General features: G+C 63.8%; 17 protein-coding genes and 1 pseudogene. 4 read left to right on the top strand and 14 right to left on the bottom strand.

The window, feature by feature from the left end:
* The coding region (locus ACLQI9_RS02110; protein ID WP_442390892.1) for a quinone oxidoreductase family protein at positions 1–689 on the bottom strand (689 nt) is incomplete at its 3' end.
* 127 nt (positions 690–816) lie between these two features.
* Between ACLQI9_RS02110 and ACLQI9_RS02105 the strand changes: the two genes are divergently transcribed.
* Positions 817–1,698 (top strand): LysR family transcriptional regulator, encoded by an 882-nt coding sequence (locus ACLQI9_RS02105; RefSeq protein WP_442376129.1) that lies wholly within the window; start codon positions 817–819, stop codon positions 1,696–1,698.
* A gap of 12 nt (positions 1,699–1,710) precedes the next feature.
* Here ACLQI9_RS02105 and ACLQI9_RS02100 read toward each other — a convergent pair whose 3' ends face one another.
* The 3 genes from ACLQI9_RS02100 to ACLQI9_RS02090 all read right to left on the bottom strand — a co-directional run bounded on the left by ACLQI9_RS02100 (position 1,711) and on the right by ACLQI9_RS02090 (position 4,753).
* Positions 1,711–2,538: an LLM class F420-dependent oxidoreductase gene (locus ACLQI9_RS02100; RefSeq protein WP_442376139.1), complete on the bottom strand. Its 828-nt coding sequence runs from the start codon at positions 2,536–2,538 to the stop codon at positions 1,711–1,713.
* A gap of 97 nt (positions 2,539–2,635) precedes the next feature.
* Positions 2,636–4,042, bottom strand: a complete 1,407-nt coding sequence (locus ACLQI9_RS02095; RefSeq protein WP_442390890.1) for a UbiD family decarboxylase — start codon at positions 4,040–4,042, stop codon at positions 2,636–2,638.
* Positions 4,043–4,354: 312 nt separating this feature from the next.
* Positions 4,355–4,753: a DUF4267 domain-containing protein gene (locus ACLQI9_RS02090; RefSeq protein WP_442376131.1), complete on the bottom strand. Its 399-nt coding sequence runs from the start codon at positions 4,751–4,753 to the stop codon at positions 4,355–4,357.
* A 145-nt stretch (positions 4,754–4,898) separates the two neighbouring features.
* On the opposite strand from ACLQI9_RS02090, the gene ACLQI9_RS02085 reads away from it, so the two are divergent.
* Positions 4,899–5,570: a hypothetical protein gene (locus ACLQI9_RS02085; protein WP_442376132.1), complete on the top strand. Its 672-nt coding sequence runs from the start codon at positions 4,899–4,901 to the stop codon at positions 5,568–5,570.
* Positions 5,567–6,760, top strand: a complete 1,194-nt coding sequence (locus ACLQI9_RS02080; RefSeq protein ID WP_442376133.1) for a PrsW family intramembrane metalloprotease — start codon at positions 5,567–5,569, stop codon at positions 6,758–6,760. Before ACLQI9_RS02085 ends, ACLQI9_RS02080 begins: the two co-directional genes overlap by 4 nt.
* Before the next feature lie 8 nt (positions 6,761–6,768).
* On the opposite strand, the gene ACLQI9_RS02075 is transcribed toward ACLQI9_RS02080, so the two are convergent.
* The 6 genes and pseudogenes from ACLQI9_RS02075 to mdlC all read right to left on the bottom strand — a co-directional run bounded on the left by ACLQI9_RS02075 (position 6,769) and on the right by mdlC (position 12,814).
* Complete coding sequence (locus tag ACLQI9_RS02075) at positions 6,769–7,122, bottom strand: PucR family transcriptional regulator (RefSeq protein ID WP_442390888.1); 354 nt, start codon at positions 7,120–7,122, stop codon at positions 6,769–6,771.
* A 53-nt stretch (positions 7,123–7,175) separates the two neighbouring features.
* Positions 7,176–8,249: a mandelate racemase/muconate lactonizing enzyme family protein gene (locus ACLQI9_RS02070; RefSeq protein ID WP_442376135.1), complete on the bottom strand. Its 1,074-nt coding sequence runs from the start codon at positions 8,247–8,249 to the stop codon at positions 7,176–7,178.
* 27 nt (positions 8,250–8,276) lie between these two features.
* Positions 8,277–9,467, bottom strand: a pseudogene (locus tag ACLQI9_RS02065) (alpha-hydroxy-acid oxidizing protein).
* A gap of 64 nt (positions 9,468–9,531) precedes the next feature.
* A complete protein-coding gene (locus ACLQI9_RS02060) occupies positions 9,532–9,933 on the bottom strand; it encodes a tautomerase family protein (protein ID WP_442376136.1) in 402 nt (133 codons plus the stop codon).
* 115 nt (positions 9,934–10,048) lie between these two features.
* Complete coding sequence (locus ACLQI9_RS02055; RefSeq protein ID WP_442376137.1) at positions 10,049–11,134, bottom strand: enolase C-terminal domain-like protein; 1,086 nt, start codon at positions 11,132–11,134, stop codon at positions 10,049–10,051.
* Between the two features lie 66 nt (positions 11,135–11,200).
* Positions 11,201–12,814 carry a benzoylformate decarboxylase gene (gene mdlC, locus ACLQI9_RS02050; RefSeq protein ID WP_442390886.1) on the bottom strand — a complete coding sequence of 538 codons (1,614 nt, stop codon included), beginning with the start codon at positions 12,812–12,814 and terminating at the stop codon, positions 11,201–11,203.
* A gap of 284 nt (positions 12,815–13,098) precedes the next feature.
* On the opposite strand from mdlC, the gene ACLQI9_RS02045 reads away from it, so the two are divergent.
* Complete coding sequence (locus ACLQI9_RS02045; protein ID WP_442390884.1) at positions 13,099–14,073, top strand: quinone oxidoreductase family protein; 975 nt, start codon at positions 13,099–13,101, stop codon at positions 14,071–14,073.
* Between the two features lie 62 nt (positions 14,074–14,135).
* Here ACLQI9_RS02045 and ACLQI9_RS02040 read toward each other — a convergent pair whose 3' ends face one another.
* The 4 genes from ACLQI9_RS02040 to ACLQI9_RS02025 all read right to left on the bottom strand — a co-directional run.
* Entirely contained in the window at positions 14,136–14,588 is a 453-nt protein-coding gene (locus ACLQI9_RS02040) for a MaoC family dehydratase (protein ID WP_424072808.1), read from the bottom strand.
* Between the two features lie 156 nt (positions 14,589–14,744).
* Positions 14,745–15,959: a PucR family transcriptional regulator gene (locus ACLQI9_RS02035; protein WP_442390881.1), complete on the bottom strand. Its 1,215-nt coding sequence runs from the start codon at positions 15,957–15,959 to the stop codon at positions 14,745–14,747.
* 102 nt (positions 15,960–16,061) lie between these two features.
* Complete coding sequence (locus ACLQI9_RS02030) at positions 16,062–17,348, bottom strand: PucR family transcriptional regulator (RefSeq protein WP_442390879.1); 1,287 nt, start codon at positions 17,346–17,348, stop codon at positions 16,062–16,064.
* Between the two features lie 34 nt (positions 17,349–17,382).
* Positions 17,383–17,605: hypothetical protein (locus ACLQI9_RS02025; protein ID WP_442390877.1), on the bottom strand; the 223-nt coding region annotated here is incomplete at its 5' end.

Below are 17,605 nucleotides of genomic sequence, written 5' to 3'. Positions count from 1 at the left end.
AGGGAGGCCAACGCGGCCGGAGTGGTCACCCCGCCGACAGCGTCGTAGACCACCTGTACGCCTGCGCCGCCGGTCAGTTGCTTGATCTCAGAGCCGACGTCGGCGGTGGGGTCGAAGACCACGAAGTCATCAACGACAGCCGCGGCGGGGGTCTCCGGGCCGGGCCGGCGACGGTCTACGCCAATCACCTTGGCGCCGAGCGCATGGGCGATTTGCGCCACAGCCCCGCCCACGCCACCGGAGACGCCGAAGATCGCAATGGTTTCCCCAGCCACCAGCTGTGCAGTTTCCACCGCGCCGTACCAAGCGACGACAAAGTTGACCCCGACGGTGGAGGCTTCGTCGAAGCTGAGCCGTTCGGGTTTGCGCACGAGCGCTTCCACCGGCACTGACATCAACTGGGCGTGTGATCCGTCTCGGGTGAATCCGGTGTCTCCGCCGGTGCCCCACACCGCGACTCCTTGCCATTCGGGTGGCCCACTGACGACCACGCCGGCGAAATCACGCCCCGGCGTGCGCGGCAACACGGTCCATTCCATCCCGCCGGCTACGTTCTTCACGTCAGAGGGGTTGACCGACGCCGCTTCGATCCGGATCACCGCTTCTCGCGCCGTCCCGGTTGGATCCGGAAGGTCCGTCACGTGCAAAACGCCGGGGTCACCGAATTCGGTAAAACGCAAGGCCCGCATGAGTCCCACTCCTTTTGTGACCGATGGTCTCTTGTCTGACACCGTCTAGCCAACACCGGGATAGGTCATCGCGTCCAACGAAGAAAAATGAACATTACGATCGCGAATCGCGATAGGATCGCTTACCGTGGAGCTCCGCCACCTGGAGTACTTCGTCGCTGTGGCCGCCGAGCTGAACTTTTCGCGGGCCGCCGAGCGCATCCATGTCGTGCAGTCTGCCCTCTCGGCATCGGTCAGCAGGTTGGAAAAAGAGCTCGACGTCGAATTGTTCGACCGCTCCAAGCGCCAGATCGCGCTCACGCCGGCCGGCGAAGTCTTCCTTCAGCACGCCCGCGAAGTGATTCACACCGCTCACCGGGCACGGACCTCAGTAGATGCATTCCGTGAGCAGCTCACCGGCACCGTCACCCTGGGCACCCTGATGTCGTGGGGAACATTGGATCTAGCTGCCGCCCTGGAAGAGTTCCGGCGCTCCAACCCGTTGCTCACCGTTCGCCTGCGGCAAAGCCTGACCGGTTCAGCCGGGCATCTGACCGCGATCGTCGACGGCCAGATGGACCTGGCGCTCGTGTCGATCACCTCGACAGGGTCCCAGCTAGTGGCGCTACGCGAGCTGATGCGCGAGCCCATGGTCTTCGTCTGCGAATCCAGCCACCCGCTGGCGGATCGCGCGAGGGTGCAACTCATCGACTTCGCCGGACACGACTTCATCAACTTTCCGCTGGGATGGGGAATACGACAGCGCCTCGACGCCGGCTTCGCCGCCGCCGGCGTCCATCCGATAAGCGCCTACGAAGTCGCCGACTATGCGATCACCGCTGAGCTCATCCGCCACCGACTGGCAACGACCATCCTGCCCACCAGCGTGGCCAACCGCTTCCCCGACCTACGGACGGTTCCCCTGCATCCATCCATCACATGGACCCTATCGATCGCCTACGCCGCATCCCAACAAGCGAGCCCCGCGATTAACGCGCTCATCGACACCCTGATCCGTCACGTCGACTGAGGTGTCACGGCCCTAGGCCAGTTGGGCGAACTCGGCCTGCAACTTATCGAGACGTCGAAGGGTCTGGTCGCGGGGCTCGGTCGGTAGGTCCACCAAAACGTGTTCCACCCCCAACGGAAGGTAGCCCGCGATCTCTTTGGCTGTCGGTTCGCCCCCGTGGGAGTTGATTACCGGCACGTCGTGGCCGGCGACTGCGCGCAATTCCTCGAGCTGACCCGACAGAACCTCCGCTGATGGGGTCATCGCGAGCCAACCGGCGTGCAGCCGGCCGATACGTGGAAAACTCGCCGGCCCCCCGCCCAGATACAACGGTGGATACGGCTTGGTCAGCGGCTTCGGCCAACTGTAGATCGGATCGAAATTCACGAATCCGCCGTGAAATTCCGCCTTCTCCTGCGTCCAGATCTCGATCATCGCGCGCAGCCGTTCTTCAACCACCCGTCCACGCACCTTGGGATCAACGCCATGGTTGGCGATTTCTTCGCGCAACCAGCCCACGCCCACACCGAAGCGAAATCGGCCTTTCGACACCAGGTCCAGCGACACCACTTCTTTGGCAGTCAGGATGGGATCGCGCTGCGGCATCAACGCAATCCCGGTGCCTACAACCAGTTTCTCGGTGGCGACCGCCGCGGCCGTCAACGCCACAAACGGGTCCAAAGTGCGGTAGTACTTGTGGGGAATGGGGCCCCCGCTTGGGTACGGAGTCTGCGCATTCACCGGGATGTGCGAGTGCTCGGCGAGGAACAGCGACCCAAACCCACGTTCCTCCAGTCCGACGCCCAGCTCGACCGGATCAATGCCCTCGTCGGTCACGAAAGTCAACACACCGATACGCACGTCTGCTCCCATCGAAGTTGCCTGTCCACCGCGATAGCATCCGCGGACGACTGGGTCAACCCCGATGTCGAGGGTCTTGTTCCGTCACGTCGACCAGTCAGCGTGATTCGGCGGCGAGGATGCGTTGGCGGAGTTCTGCGGGGTAGAGGCTGTCGAAGGTTGCGGGGCGGGCTTCGCCGTCTTCGAGGGCGGTGAGTAACCCGTCGTGTATGACGATCGGGCCACGCCCGCTGTGGCGCTCTTCTTCGGTGTAGCACTGATACCACGGCAGGATCGGGACCGGCCAGTGTTCTTGGCGGAGGTTCGGATGTATGCGAGTGCCCAACGCCCACAGCACATCTGAAATATTGGATGGGTCGATATCGTCATCGAGCACATAGGTGACCGGACACATGTGACCAACCCGGTTAGCACTCATCAGCTCCCCGATTTGATGCACGAATTCGGTTGTGCTGGTTTGCGGTAACCTGTCGCGCCAGCTCCGCGGCACGGTGATGATCATCCAGTGGCACGCCGTGTCCACCAGCAGCCAGGCCGTGCTGATGGGCAGGCCCGCGTTGCGCAGCAGCGCCAGCACTTCCGCCGACACCCCGAGTGCCGGGGCGATTTGCGAATCATCGGGTGGGCGGCCCGTGGCACTAATCGGCCAGATCGGGTTGTCGCGGTAGGTGATCGCCTCGATCGTGTATACCGGCTCCGGAGAGGTCTCTGGGAGCGCATACCCGTGGAATTCGGCGTATGGGCCTTCCGTAGCGTCGCGGGTGATTGAGACATGGCCCTCGATCACCACCTCCGCACCGGCCGGCACCTCCAGATCATTCGTCTCGCACTTGACGACGTCGACGGGTTCGCCGTAGAGCGTGCCGAGGAACGTTCCTTCATCCACCTCGGCCGGAATGGGCATCCCGCCGACGATCGGCACGCCGGGGTCGCCGCCCTGTACGACGGCGAAAGGCATGGGCTTACCGATCTTTTCCCATTCAGCCCAAATCATCCCGATATGTTGCTGCGGCAAAAACAGGCCGGTCATGTGGCGGTTGTCGATCATCATGATCCGCGAGATCGACCAGTTCGTCCACCGCCCATCGGGTGTTCGCGCAACAATGACACCCCACGTGTTCAGGTAACGACCACCATCGTCGGGGTGCACCAACGGAATCGGAAACCGATCCAGCGTGGCATCGGCACCCAGCAGAATGTTCTGCTTACACGGCGCCGAATCCGCTGAGATCAGCTTCGGCGGAATCGGCGCCTTCTTATGCACCCCCACCAGATGCTCCACCAACTCGCGCGCGCTCACATCATGGGCAAGACCCAACGAAAGCGCAACACGCGCTAACCGATGGCTCCGATCACTCGACAACGCACCCGGCGCCCCCAACAAACGAAACCCGGGCTGAACCCCCTCAACATTATCGAACAACGGCGCCGGACGCCCCCGCTCGGTGGACCGCCGCGTGATCGCCGCCGCCTCCAACACAGCACATGACCGGCCGGTCGACATGCTCCACATCCCCCAGCGATTCCAACACCCCCAGATAATCCCGAAGATCACCAAACCTGGCCATCAGCGCTTCACCACCTTCAAACTCGACGCCTTCGCACCCGACACACCACTCCACCGCTTAGCGGCCGGCGATTCGACATCAAACGCCTTACCTAGCCCACTCCCACCACTCGGTATGCAATTACCGGCTGCGCGAAGGCTTTACGCGCGAACGCCATCTCTTTGGATCGTCGGACAAACCGGCACGGTTGTCGCTGTTCTCACCGACAATCCGGCTACTCGCAAGATGTTGCGCGAAACAACCTCGCGTCAGTGTTCCGGCGACTCGTCCGCTCCGTTGGTGGTCGGGCGCACCGCGCCCCAAAGCCCGGCAGCGAGGCCGACGGCAGCACCACCCAGGCCAATGAGCTGTTGTGAGCGCTTCATCTCGTGGTGCACACTCGTCCCGCCGAGCAAGTCGGCCGCGTCGGCGCCGGCGGACGCGAGGAACCAGCCGCGGGTGTTTCGGCCACGCAGCGCCGCGGCGGCGAGCAGCCCGCCGATCAGTGCATCGCGGTAGCCCATCGACCTCAACAGCAGTTGCGCCGTCGGTGTCGGCTCGTCCGGGTCACCCCAGAACCGGTTCGCACGCAGCGGGTCGACGAGAAATGAGACACCCGAGGCAAGTCGGACGCTGCCCGCGAGGAGCGCAAAACGGTCGATGGCCATGTCCCGCAGCCTAGGAGATGGTCGCGCGAGCTACGCCGAAGTCGCGGATCTCGCCGTTTTTGATGTCGCGTCTGCTCGCCGTCGTTACTCTCGAACCCCGACGCCTCTCAGACGACGCCACAACGGGCAGAAGGGTTGGGCGGGTATGCCGGATCCTGAAACCGCTGTCTCCTCGGCAGCCGCAACCCCAAGATTCGAACCCGACGAACGCTGGGTGCCCGCTGACGAGCGATGGCTTGGCCTGGATCGGCGCACCATCCGACCGACGCTGGCGGTCTTCGCGCTGGCCATCCTGATGTCGGTGGTGTTGCCGGTCATCGACGCGAAAGTGCCTTACCACGACATCGTCAAGGCCGGTGATGTATTGGAACTCGAAGGCGACGTGACATTCGTTCCAGAGGCCGGCTGGGGCATCACCTCCGGTATCCGCGCAGGCCACGTCCCACTGTCCGGCGAGTATCCCGCGAGCGCGACCGTTGAGGACGGGGCGATGAAATTCACGCTCCGCACGGGACAATTCCACGGAGACGCCAATCAACTGCTCGACCAGATCGAAACGACCTCCGAAGCCCTCAATCGCGGTCGCGGCGTCCGCTTGACCGGTGCGCCCACCACCATCGTCACCGATCAGGGCAAGCAAGGTGCGACAGTGCGGATCACCGGACCGCATACCGCCGGCGTCGTCGCCGCCTTCGTGTTCGACGCTCGGGGAGTTGAAGCCGTGGCGACCGGACCGTCCGATGCCGGCGCGGAGCCCGCGGCCACGGTTTTGCGGATGATCGGCAGCATCAGCCAAACCGGAGAGGGGAAGCGGTGACAACGACGCTTGCCGAGCTCGATCGTGCTCGCGACATCGCGCTCGACCTTTCCGGCTGGGGCAGGCGGTTCAGCTTCTACCAGCCACGCAACTTTGCATTCTGGGGATATCTGCTGCTGGTCGGCATCGGCATCTTGGTGTTCCTCTCAACGCTCGCGCGCGAGTACGACGCATACGGCCAGGCGATCGGGCTGGCGGTGACGTCATTCGCCATCTACGGTGCGCTTTTCTGGTGGTTCGCCCAACACATCGACCACTACGCCAAACTCCCCGCCAAACTCATGGTCGTCGCTTTTGTGTGGGGCGGCTTCGCCGCGACCGGGGCGATGGCGGCCAACGCCAACGATGCGATCCTCGCCTTGTACGCGAAAACCTTCGGCCAGGTATGGGCGCTGAACTGGGGTGCGGGCCTGGCGGCCCCATTCACCGAAGAATGGGCGAAGGGGTCCGGCCTGCTGTTACTCATCGCGATGGCGCCACGGCAAATACGAACCGCGTTCGACGGATTCATCCTCGGTGCATTCATCGGCCTGGGATTCCAAATCGTTGAGGACATCACCTATGCGATGACGTCGGCGGGTACCCAGTTCGGCGCGAATCAAATTGGGGCGTCAGTAGGCACCATCATTCTGCGGATGGTGAGCGGGGTCGCCGCGCACATTCTCTACAGCGCAATCTTCTGCGCCGGTCTGGTCTATCTACTTGGCCGGCCCGCTGAACCGCGCAAGGTGGGCAGGGGTTTGCTCCTGATCGCGATCCCGATGCTGCTGCATGGGGCGTGGGATTCGCTGGCCGCCATCGCCGGACCGAGCGCACTGAAGCTGATCGGGCTGCTGATCGCGACGATTGTGGTAGCGCTCGCGATCCTGGTGCGGGTTTACCAGTCGACTGTGAAACGCGAACAGGACTTCGTCCGCGATGTCATGGCCCCCGAGCAAGCCCGCGACGTCATTACCGCGGCCGAACTCGACGCGATGGCCGGGAATCGCAAGGCCCGCAAGGCTTACCGCAAGGGCAGCCGTAAGGCTGGCCGTAAACGCAGTGAACGCAAACGCGCCCGCTACGTGCTCAATGCTGCGTATGCCCTCTCCGACGAGCTTGCCGCAGCACGCGGCGCCGACACCGATCGGGTGCGCTTCGCCCGTACTGAAGTGGCCAGAATTCGCGCGGGCGTCCCGTCACGATGGTGAGCCGGCGGCTACATCAGACGCCGCTGCACTTCAAAGACCAGGCATAATTCGGCTACATCCCGGGGACGGGACAACGACCGACCCGTGCGTTTCTCGATTCGCCGCAGCCGGTAGCGCACCGTATTGGGATGACAGGCAAGAGCTTCGGCCGTCGCGCTCATCGATGCGTCGCATTCCTGCCAGACCCGAAACGTTTCAAACAGCAGCTCCCGCTCCTCGTTGTCGAGATCGTCGAAATGCCCTAGCACAGTCCGGACTGACCGAAGCATCACGGCGGGCGCGCTGACTGCGGCGGTAGCCAACAGGGAGCCGTCGAATACCGCAACCCGCGAACCGGTATCAACGCGTCCCCGCAGCGTCACCTTGCCTACATGCAAAGCCTGCGGCGCGTCTCGAAGATCATCGAAGCGAGCACTTACGCCGACGCGGCGCGTTGCCGTGCGGGACAGTAGGGCCAGGATTTTGTCGAGTTGCGGGTCGCACTTGACGTGGATGATCCCGGCAGGTCAGCCATTCCGATGCCCAGCAGGTTCTGCGGGATCATGATCTCGGCGAAATCGCAGTTACGAATGGCAAGTGCCACATTGAGATACATCGCCAGGTTGAGTGGGGGTCCGTAACTGTGGATTTCGTAGTTGTGGCCGAACGCCTCGCAAGCGTGCGCCGACTTCATCATCTGGGTGACGCCCCCGGCGTACTCGGCCAGGGTGCGGACATAGAAGCCGCTCGTGTTGCTCAAATACTGGTGCAGGGTCGCGAACCCGGCGAAGTTCTGCTCGCCGATCGCCAGTGGAACACTGAGCTTGCCTGCCAAGTACGACAGCCCGTCCAGATCGTGATCGGAGATGGGATTCTCAAACCAGTAGAAATTGAGCTCGTCCAGCACCTTGCCGACCCGTAAGGCTTCGGGCAGCGTATACGCGCACACCGGGTCGATCATCAGGTCGAGGTTCGGGAACTCATGCCTGATCGCCCGAGCGAGCTCGATATCTCGGTCGGCCTGGCCGAAGGGATGGAACTTGGCGGCGGTGAAACCCTCGGCAATTGCCGGGCGTAGCGCGTCGACATAGCCATCGATGGTCGGGTACGCCACGGTGCTCGCATATGCGCGTATCTCGTGGCGCGCTGCCCCAAGGTATTTGTACAGCGGCAGGTTGGCCGCTTTGGCGTTGATGTCCCACAGACATGCGTCCGCGCCGGCCAGGGCGGGCGGGTTGGAATAAGGCGGTAAAGCGGTTGTCATCTCATGACTTAACGCGGCGACGTCGTAGGTATCCCGCCCGATCAGGATAGTCCTGGCGACCTCGGCGGCATGCTCGACGACCTTGGCCGGAATGAGGTAGCTGATGTAGTTCCCGTCGATGCCTTCGGCGGTGGACACCGAGACCAGAACGAGCTGAGGCATCGCGTCCACCGCGCCGTGAGTCGGGATGACGGTCTCGTCGAGTTCGGTGCGAAGTATGGATAGCGTGACGTCGGTGATCTTCATGGTTGTGGATCCTTAACTCGACGCGGCTCAACTCGGAAGCAGCGCCCGAGCATTGATGACCTCTTCGACACCGGCCTCTTTGAGGGTCGCGATGTCCTTGAATCCGCAGACCGCCAGACACAAATCGAGTTCAGCCAGGAAAGACCGCAGATAGTGGGTCAGGCTTTCTGCACCCCCGTAAGACAGGGCGTAGGCATACGACCGCCCAAGCCCGACGGCCGTCGCGCCCAGCGCCAACGCGATGATCGCATCGGTCGCCGAGCGCACGCCGGAGTCGAACATGACTGGTGTGGAGCCGGCCGCTTTGACGACCCCAGGCAGCAGCTGCAGCGTGGAGACAGCCGAATTAGCCTGACGACCACCATGATTGGTGCAATAGAGGACGTCTGCACCGTTGTCGATCGCCAAGCGCGCGTCATCGGGGTGCTGAATCCCCTTGATGGCGATGGGAAGCTTCGTCTGGGTCCGGATCCAGCGCAGGTCCTCCCATGACAGCGGGTGAGCGAAAATCTTCGTTTAGTGCGCCAGGGCGGCCGGCTGGTCTTCTTCCGGCGGCTTGGCGAGGTGCTTGGTGAAGTTCTCATCCGTGTAGTAGTTCTGCATGCAGTAGCCGCGGAACTGAGGAAAGTTTCCCCGTTCGAGGTCCATCGGCCGGAAGCCAAGAGTCCAGGAGTCCATGGTGACCATCAGGGCGGAATAGCCGCTGTTCTCGGCACGGCTGATCAAACTTGCCGCCAGCTCCCTGTCGCTGGGCAGATAGAGCTGATAAAAGATCGGTGTTTCGCCCGCATGTGGGGCCACGTCCTCCATCCGTGTCTGGGTGAACGTCGACAACGTGTATGGCACTCCGGTGGCCGCCGATGCTTGTGCGGCCGCCACGTCTCCGTGAAAGTCGGGTGCGCACAAGCCGACCAATCCGATCGGGGCCAGGAACATCGGCGAAACGAATTTCTTTCCAAACAGCTGGATCGACAGATCGCGTTCGGGCGGGCTGACCATCATCCGGGGCACGATGCCATAGCACGAGAACGCAGCGATGTTCGCGCGCTGGGTCCGTCCATCACCCGCGGCTGCCGACACATACCGATACACCCAATCCGGAAGTGCCTCGGATGCTTTGCGTTCGATGGAGGGAAAGTCGAAGGGGTATCGGGTCGTTACTCCTTGTACCGCTTCGGCATAGACCTCATTTTGGAAATCACCGAAGTTGGCGCTCATGCTGATTCAACCCTTTCGCCGATTACGCAGTTTCTGGTGGATTTGCTACCGACGTCGCTGCAAACTACGTGTCATTCGCGGCGATCCAGGCCTGCTCTTGGCCGGGCTCGGGCAGGACACGGCCGCCTTCGACCGCGCCACTCGCCGGGCTGTTTTGGATCACCATCATCACCCGGTCGGCAGGAACATCGGCGATCCGAGACACCGCGGCCGCGATTTCCGTTGCGAGACGGGTGGTTTTGTCTGTTGGGTGACCTGATCGGACCCAGCCGTTAACCAGTACCGGATTCGCGGGTACACCGTCGGTGTAGATCCCGCCGGCCGGCAGCTCGTGGAAAACGACGTCGACATAGGTGGTGGGCACGTGTTTAATCTCGGAGTGGATACGGGTAATCTCTTTAGCCAGCGCGCTCTTGATGTCGGCAGTCAGCGTCGATGTTGTTGTCGTGCAGGTGTAGACCGGCATGTTCGCTCCTTGAATAGACGATGGGCTGGCGGCGTCAGCCCAGATGTGCCTGTTGTGGTTGGGTCCGTGCCACGATCACCGTGGGCCCGTCGTGCAGTACACCCGGTTTGATACGTCACTGGAATGCATATTTGTCCACTGCCTTCTCGTCCCACTCGAGACCAAGGCCGGGTCCTCGGGCAACGATTTTGCCTTTGTCCGGCAGCAAGGGTTCGGTTAGGACGGCCCCGGCCAGGTCGAGATACTCAGACCAGGATGCGGTTGGTGAGCAGGCCATCGTGTGTGCGCTTGCCTCGATGTAGCTATGACTCGACAGCGGCAGCGAAGCCGCCTCTGCCTGCCCTGCGGCGGAGATCCAGCCGGTGACCCCACCGATCTTGATGATGTCGACCATCGCCAGATCGCTGGCTTTGGCAGCAATCGCGTTTGCCATCCCCCGCGGGAACCACCAATTCTCGCCGGTTTGGATAGGAACCGGGCGAACGGCCTCACGAACGACACGGTGGCCGTGCAGGTCCTCGGCGCCGACCGGTTCTTCAACCCAGGTCAGATCAAACTCTTTCAGTCGCAAGATGAGACAGATGGCGCTGGCTGTGGTCTGCGACTGATTGAGGTCGACCATCAACCTGCGCTCGGGTCCGATCACCTTGCGTACGGCAGCGACGGTTGCGACCTGATCGGTCACCTCGCCGGCGCCGAGCTTGATCTTGATCGCCTCAAACCCGTTTTCCACCGACGCCTCCAGTAAGGGGAGGTCGGCCTTGATGTCCACCAGCCCGTAGCTGTCGTAGGCATCGAGCGGCTTGGGCTCGCCACCGAGTACCACCGCTACGGGGAGATCGGCCGCCCGTCCAAGGTCATCCCACAGCGCCTGGTCGAGGGCACCGATGGCCATGCCGACCGCTCCCTGCATGCCCATCAGCTTCAACTGCTTATCGAGCTGTCGCATGCGCTCGCGCGGTGAAACCGTCTGTCCGACCAACGCGGGTGCAACGTCGCGGAGGAACTGCACCAGCGTGCGCAGCAAAACAGGGGTGTAGGCGAAGGCATAACTACGCCCCACAATCCCCTCGTTTGTCTGGACGTCAACAAGGACAAGCGGCGCAGCGGGAACGTCACCCGCCGCGGTGCGCAGAGGCCGTGACATGGGAACCAGCACCGCGCGCGCCGCAATTGAATTGATGGTGAGCTTGTGAAACATAGATCGCTACGACCTTGTCTTCGCTCGGCCTGGCCAGTCCCGGTTACTGAGATTCGGTCATGACGGCTATCCCAGATGCGCGGCCTGCGCTTTGGTCGGCACGACGATCACGGTGGGCCCGTCGGCCTCCAGCGCGGCATTGAATTCGTGGGCGAGCTTTTCGCAGTTGTCCACATTGACCGCGCGGCACCCGAAACCCGCTGCGAGGGAGGCGATGTCGAGGCCTGGCAAGTCCAGTGCCGGCACGCCGGGTGTCTTTTCCAATACCGCGAACGACTTCAGGATCGAGTATTCGCCGTTGCGCATCGCGACGAACACGATCGGTAGTCGGTGTTGGGCGGCGGTGTAGAGGGCCTGCACCGAGTATTGGAACGACCCGTCGCCGATGGTGGCCAGCACGTGGCGCTTGACGCCACGGGCGCGGTCTCCCAGGGCGACACCCACCGCTGCGGGCAACCCCCAGCCGATACCGCCGCTGGCAGTGGCGAAAAACGACCCCGGCCGGGTGCTGGGCAGGAAACGCAGCTGTTGAGCCATCGTCGACGTCGATTCGGTGACCAACGGCGAATCGGCGGGCGTGACGGTTCTCAAGGTGGACCAGACCGCATCCGGCTCCAGTGGTGCCGACCCGGTGACGTCAACGGCGGAGGTGGGCACCTGCCTAGTCGGCACCGCCCGGTCGCTGTGGTCAGCGACCATGCTCACCAGCTGCTCCAACGCCAGCAGCGTGTCCCCCAGCACGCTGTCACCGACCGGCGCCGCACCAGCCAGTCCCGGATCGGCGGTGATCTGCAGCAGTTCGGTGCCCGCGGGCAGGTACTCGCCAGCCACGTAGGGGTAGTACCGGAAGACCTGCGCCCCGATCACCACAACCAGGTCATGGCCGCGCAGCACCTCGGTGACACCGGCGATGGTCATCGGCAGCTGTCCCTGATACAGACGGTGATCCTCGGGGAACGACGCCCGGTCGGGCAGCGGGCCGGCGTACACCGGCGCCCCGACCTTCTCCGCAAACGCCACACCGGCATCCCAGGCCCCGGCGCGATCGACCTCAGGCCCGAACACCAGCAGTGGCCGCTGCGCACCATTGATGCGCTGGGCGAATCCGCGCAGCCGCTCGGCATCCGGGCTGACCCGGTGGCTCACCGTGCGTACCACCGCCGGGCCCAACGCCGGTTTCTCCCAGTCGTCAAGCGGGATGGACACAAACACCGGGCCGGCCGGTGGCTGTAACGCCACCGCGTAGGCGCGCATGATCGCCGCCGGCACGTCCTCGGCGCGCTTGGGCTCATACGCCCACTTCACCCATGGCTGCGGAAATACCGTTTCGTCCTTGTTGGTCAGATATGGCTCGCACAACACCATTTCGCGGGTCTGTTGACCGGCCGTGACGATCAGCGGGGTGTTGCCCTTAGCCGCCGCCACCAGGTTGCCCATCGCGTTTCCCATCCCCGCGGCGGTGTGCACATTGACCAAGGCGGGCTTGCCGATGGACTGGGCGAATCCGTCGGCCATGGCCACCACCGACGCTTCCTGCAATCCCAGGACATAAGTGAAGTCGTCGGGGAAGTTCTTCAAGAACGTCTCCTCAGTAGAGCCCGGGTTGCCGAACACCGTCGTCAGCCCAAGCTCACGAAGCAGGTCGTAGGTCACCTCGTGCACGGTTTTCGCGTTTGCCATCGTCCTGCCCGTCCTTCTATCGTTGGAGAGAATCCGCCACGCGCCATCGCGCACTCCGTTCAGACTTGTCCGAGCTGGTGATGCTGTCGATGTCTTGCCGAACAAGCGTTCCCGCCGGTCGCTGTGGCCGCCCACAATCCTGTGAAATCTTCACAGGTTCTTCCAGGGCCCCACCAGGATTCACCGCCGGGGAAGGCATGTTGTGCATCCCCACAGCGCGTCGGGCGACGAGTTGTCAGAGAATCCATCGACAGCTGCCGTAGATCGCGTTGGAATGCTTGAACATGCACGCGATTGAAGTCGAGCACACCGGCGGACCTGAGGCCCTTTCCCTGGTCGACAAGCCCCAGCCCTCCCCCGGGCCCGGCGAGGTGGTGATCAAGGCCGAGGCGATCGGCGCGAATTTCGTCGACACCTATTTTCGGTCGGGGCTGTATCCGCACGAACTGCCGTTCGTCCTCGGCACCGAAGTGGCGGGCACGGTGGCAGCGGTGGGTAAAGGCGTGACCGCCCTGCGTGTGGGTGACCGGGTCGCGACCGCCGACGCCGTCGGCGCCTACGCCGAGTACTGTGTCGCACCTGTCGATGTCGTTGCCTCGGTGCCGAATACGGTGACCTCCGAGGTCGCCGCGGCGGCGATCCTCAAGGGGATGACCGCGCACTTGCTGATCAAGTCGGTGTATCCCGTGCAGTCTGGCGACACGGTGCTGCTGCACGCCGGGACCGGCGGGGTGGGTCTGATACTGACCCAATGGGCAACCAGCCTTGGGGCCCAGGTCATCACGACCGCCTCCACTGCGCACAAGAAGGAGCTGTCGCGACGGGCCGGCGCGGCTGAGGTGCTCGACTATCCCGACGACCCCCAGCAGTTCGCGGCCACGGTTCGACAAGTCACCGGCGGCGAGGGCGTCGCGGCTGTTTACGACGGCGTGGGCAAGTCGACGTTCGACGCCAGTCTCGCCAGCCTGGCGGTGCGCGGCACGCTCGCGCTGTTCGGCGCGTCCAGCGGGCAGGTGCCCCCGATGGACCCGCAGCGGCTCAACGCCGCGGGTTCGGTGTATCTCACCCGCCCGTCTCGGCCGCATTTCATGCGCACTCGTGACGAGTTCGCCTGGCGCACAACTCAACTATTCGACGCGATCGGCAGCGGCACTATCGAGGTAACCGTAAGTGGCCGTTACCCACTCAGGGAGGCGGCCCAGGCCCACCGCGACCTCCAGGACCGCAAGACCGTCGGCTCGGTCGTGATCACGCCCTAGCGACGCGATCGACAGGGTGCACGCCGAGGGCCCGGCGATTGAGGGCGAACAAGCGCCGCCCGTCAGGGGTACAACACGATGACGTCGGCCACGCAGGCCGGGCGGGATTCACCTTCTATCTCGTAGGTGAGGGTGAACACCGCTTCCACGCCGGCGGTTTTCTGGCGCGCCCGCATCACCGTCACGGTGGCGCGAACTTTCGATCCGACTCGCAACGGCGTGGGAAAGCGCACCTTGTCGACACCGTAATTCAGCGCCGCGGTCAGCTCGCGGACCTCAAAGACTTCGGAAATCACCATCGGCGCAAGCGCCAACGTGAGGTAGCCGTGGACGATGGCGCCCTTGAAGGGTCCGTTGACCGCCCTGGCGGGATCGGTGTGGATCCACTGATGATCGCCCGTGGCATCGGCAAACAAGTTCACCTGCTCCTGGGTGATCTTCATCCAGTCGGTGCTGCCGAGAGGTCGTCCGACGAGGCTGAGCAGATCGGCCGGCTGATCAACTACGGTGCTCATCGACTGCTCCGTTTATAGCCTTGTCGCTTCACGTTGCTTCAATCATGGCGCCGGTTCAGTTCGTTGTCGTTGTGACAGGAGACAACGTCAGGTATCCCGTGGTGTACCGCAGCACACGGCTTGCGAGGCGGTACCGGGCTTGTCGGGCAAGCAGACTCAGCCCGCCGCGGTCCCATTTTCCGGCTGCATGAGACGGCGATGCACTTCGAAGGCGAGGCACAGCTCGGCCACGTCGCGGGGCTTGGACAGGCAGCGCCCCGTGCGCTGCTCGATGCGGTGCAACCGGTAGCGCACGGTATTGGGATGGCAGAACAGCAATTCCCCTACGGTGCGCATCGACCCGTCGTTGTCCACCCACGCCTGAAACGTCTCGAACAAGACGTCGCGCTCTTGATCAGAGAGCTCGGCGAAGCAGTCGATTGTTGGCACAACGAGCTTGATTAGCACCTCAGGCGCGCTGACCGCCGCGCTTGCCAGTATCGAGCCGTCGAACAGCGACACCAGCAGCCCCGGCTCTGGGCGGCCTCGCAGAGATATCCGGGCAAAGCGCAGTGCCTGAGGGGTGTCGCGCAGGTCATCGAAGCGCGCGCTCACCCCCACCCTCGCGGTGGCAACCCGGGAAATCAATGCCAGCACATCGCCGAGGTGCTTGTCATTCCTGACGTGCACGATGCCCACCTGCAGGTCGGGAAGCAGCCGCCACGCCGAAAACACATCCAGGCTGCGCAGTTTGGACTCGATCTGAGGCTGCGCCTCCCTGCCCACACCATCCGCCTCGGCGGCTACCACCACGTAGGGCCCGCCACTAGGTAACCGAAGAAAATCGGCGGCGTCCCATACGCTGCACTCGTCGACAACTCGGCCGTGCAACAGCGTGTCCATGAGCACCGCACGCTCTGCCTCGTCGTTGTGAAACCGGCGGCTCTGTTCAGCGCGGTGCCCGACGGCCATCGCGTCGGTGTAGGCCCCTTGTGCGGCCCACAGTTTGGCCGTCAGATCGTGCAACACGCTGCCGTTGAGGCCGGGGCGGGTGGTCGATTCGGTCACCACGGCGTCCCACAATCGGCGGAACCCCACTCGGTAGGCCTCCATCACCGACGACAGCGGCACCCCATCGCGGGCCCGCGCCACCCCCAATTCGGTGGCAGCCTTGGTATCGAACGCGACATCGCCGGCGATGGCGGTGCAGATCGGGCGAATGTTGGCCGCACAGCCGGCGACGACCATATCGAAACCCAAAGGAAGGCCGGCACTATAGAGCGGCACCTCGTCTTTGATCGTGCGGGCGAGCGTCACCGCAAGCTCGTCGGTGCGCCGGCCCACCGCCTCGGCCACCTCCGACACCTGCTCTTGTACCGTGTCGCAATCCATGCGCTGCAGATTAAGCGCGCACCGGAGAATCGGATTGTTCTGGCGAAACGAAAATCTGGGCCGTCGTTGTCACCCATACAATGACGTGCGGCGACGTGCTGGCTACGGGCCCTCCAGCCGCAGAACCGCGGCGCCGTACCAGTGGCAGGCAAGCAAGGCCACTTCCACATCCAACCGATCGGCGGCGACCTCCCTGCCGCGTCTGGCGATGGCGCGGCCCACGCGGTATTTCACCGTGTTGAAGTGGAGGTTGAGTTCGTCGGCTGCCTGCTTGTAGCTCGACCCGCAACGCAGAAACACGCGCAGCGTTTCGCGCAGTCGGGCGTCGCTGTCGGTGTCGGCGGCCAGGCCGCCCAGGACACCGGCCACCCATGCCCGGGTGCCGGCAATATCGTCGCCCAGCAGTGCGGCCAGGGGCAAGCCCCGGTCTTCGGCCCCGATCACGATCGGCTCAGGACGCGCGCCGACCAGCGCGACACGGCGAGCGGCTTCGGCTTCGCGGTGCGACTGACGGAAGCCCTCCAGCCCGGCGGACATGGTCCCGATCGCGATACTGGGAGTATCCGGTCTCCCCAGGGCGAACTCGCGAACGCATGCCGCGGCGGATTCCGTCGCCGCGCGATACGGCAGCCATCCCCATCCGCACGTCCGGTCGGCGGCGATGAAGAGTGGGCTGGCCGCGGCTTCGGAAGCATGGCCCAATTCCCTCAGGAACCGTTGCAGCCGGCCGATTTCGTCACCGCCGGCGCCCGCGTCGGGGTACCACATCACGAGGCCGAGGTGGTGCCAGCGCAACGGGTAACGGATGGTCGTCGTGGCCGCGTCCACGTCGATAGCCTTGTGCGCCGCAAGTACTTCGCGAACTCGCATGGCGCGCAGGCTGTTCTGGTTCTCCAGCCAGCGCTCGCGTTCATCTTCATAGACGACGACGACCTGCTGGGTGATCGAGTCGATGTACTGAAATAGAGTCGCGCTAATCGCTTCCAGGACCGTGTATCTCGCCGGGTCAGGGATGTCAATCGCACGCACCTCGGCGAATACCAGCTCGTTCATCACATGCTGGCCGAGGCGGTAGGCGCGCACCAGGGCATTGAGCGGAATTCCATATTGCGCCAAGCGCCGCGCGTACTCCATCGCGGCGACGGGCACCGCGACCAGGTCTACCGGGATCGCGTAACGCAGAGCGTGCAGCAGGGTTCCGACGTTGCCCTCGACGCTTGGTCCCAACAGCTCCATGGCCCGCGGATCCCCGCCGAGCTCGGGGATCTGATTCTCCAGGGTCTCCCTCATGCCCGACGACAGCTGTACGAGTCGATCCTGCAGCCTGGCTGCAGTTTCGGCGACGTATTGGGTTACGTCGGCGTCGCTGTCCATATCCGGTTTCGCCACAGCACCGACGCTAGACCTAGCGCGGTTCGCTCCGCTAGCACTTCGCGTCGACGGAGGATCGCGGCTCGGCCGCCAGGACACGTTCCCGGATTTCGGGCGGGTAGAGGTTGTCGAACGTCGCCGGCAGCGCATGCCCGTCCTCTATAGCGTCGACCAGCCCGTCGTGCACGACAATCGGCCCACGCCCGCTGTGCCGCTCCTCCTCGGTGTAGCACTGATACCACGGCAGGATAGGAACCGGCCAGTGCTCCTGGCGG

The sequence above is a fragment of the Mycobacterium sp. genome (assembly GCF_052143115.1).
In the GTDB taxonomy this organism is placed as follows: domain Bacteria; phylum Actinomycetota; class Actinomycetes; order Mycobacteriales; family Mycobacteriaceae; genus Mycobacterium.
The sequence above is the reverse complement of the archived record's forward strand: the minus strand, read 5'-3'. Positions and strand labels throughout refer to the sequence as shown.